Below are 1,688 nucleotides of genomic sequence, written 5' to 3' on the forward strand. Positions count from 1 at the left end.
TCAACGGCTGCTGCATCTCGAAGTCATTGGGCGTGAGCCCGTGAATATCGATCTCTTCCAGCTCCAAGCCTTGCTCGCGCAAGTATCCCAGCGACTCAGCCAGGCGCGGAATCATGGCGCCGTCATCGATGGTCATGCGGAATTTGATCGGCGACTGCGACGTTTGATCGTCGCGCTTAGCAGCCGCGCCCGCAGCGGGATCGCTGGCAGGTTTTGAGCACGCAGCGAGTAGCAGGCTCAGCAAGACGCCGACCAGGTTCCGGGCGCCGGCGGAATTCATAAAAGGCGATCTCATCGGTAGGTCGACTCATCTGGCGAGTATCACGCGAGTAGCGTAGCCCGCGCCGACCCAGAGGAATCGTCCATGACATGAATGTCACTGCAGCGACATTCTTCAGACAGCCCGCGCTGCTTACATCGCAGCCACGCTGAATCCGACGATCGTGTTGCCGTTCTCGCAGCGGGCGAAGACGCGACCCCGATGCATCAGCGCAATCGCTTTCACGATCGACAACCCCAAGCCCAGTCCCGCCGACCCGACTCGATAGAACCGATCGAACAGCCTGGGCAGATGATACTCGGCGATCTCTGGCCCATGATTCTCGACCGCGATACTGACCTGCCGGTCCAGGATATCGATGCGCACTCGAATGTCCGAGTTGCGTTCGGAATGCTGAATCGCATTGTGCAGCAGGTTGATGACGGCACGCCGAAACAGCGCGACATCCACCTGAGCATGCGCATCTCCTTCAATGACAATACGAACCCCCGACTCTTCGCGCAGGTAGTCGAGAAACTCGACGGTCTTGCGGATCTCCTCGGCAATCGACGTAGCGAGCAGATTCGTGGCGCGCTCGCCCTGATCGGCACGAGCCAGGAACAGCATGTCGTTGACGACAGTGCGCAGCCGTTCGAGCTCCTCCAGATTCGAATGCAGTACTTCTTCGAGATGCGGTGCCGAGCGCTCACGACGCAGCGCTACCTGCGTCTGACCGATCAGGTTGGTCAACGGCGTCCGCAGCTCGTGTGCCACTTCGGCATTGAACACTTCCAATTGCTGCCAGGAAGACTCGAGTCGATCGAGCGCTGTATTGATACCACTGGCGACATCGGCAACTTCAGCGGGTAGCTGCGACACACTGAGACGTTGGCCCAGATTTTTTGGACCGATGGCGCGTGCCTCGCGCGACAGTCTGCGCAACGGGTTCAAACCGAACGCAGCAATGACATAGCCCAGGATGGTCACCATGGTCACTCCAACCAGTGACAGCACCACCAACGCCACCGCAATGGCCTTCTGGGTGCTCGCCACCGACGTAGTATCGACCCCGACCATCAGTTGCACGGCCGCTCGCGAGCCATTGGCCGGGATCGGCACACTTCGTACCAACCAGCGTGACTCGCGACCGTCGATGGACAGCCGGTGCGCGCCACGACGTGCCGGTGGTTCAATTTGCGACGTTTCGCCATAAGTAAACTGCGGGTCGCTGCTCGACACCCAAAACCGAGTCGTCTGGGTCGGCATGGACCAGGCATCGAAGGTCTGTCGGACGCGTTGCCAATTGGCGGTGTTACGCGACCGAAAAATCAGAATCTCGGCCGCGCCGAACTTGGTATTGAGCTGTTCGAGCTGGTGCCGTTCCAGCTCCCGGCCGAGCACATGAAACAACCCCAGACTGGTCAGCGAG

General features: G+C 59.8%; 2 protein-coding genes. Both read right to left on the reverse strand.

Features of this window, described 5'->3' with window-relative positions; genetic code table 11:
* A partial coding sequence (locus JNL55_RS15645) for a hypothetical protein (RefSeq protein WP_293855231.1) occupies positions 1-295 on the reverse strand: 295 nt, incomplete at its 3' end.
* A gap of 117 nt (positions 296-412) precedes the next feature.
* On the reverse strand, positions 413-1,688 hold a 1,276-nt coding region (locus JNL55_RS15650), incomplete at its 5' end, for a heavy metal sensor histidine kinase (RefSeq protein ID WP_293855234.1).

The sequence above is a fragment of the Steroidobacter sp. genome (assembly GCF_016790065.1).
GTDB lineage: Bacteria > Pseudomonadota > Gammaproteobacteria > Steroidobacterales > Steroidobacteraceae > Steroidobacter.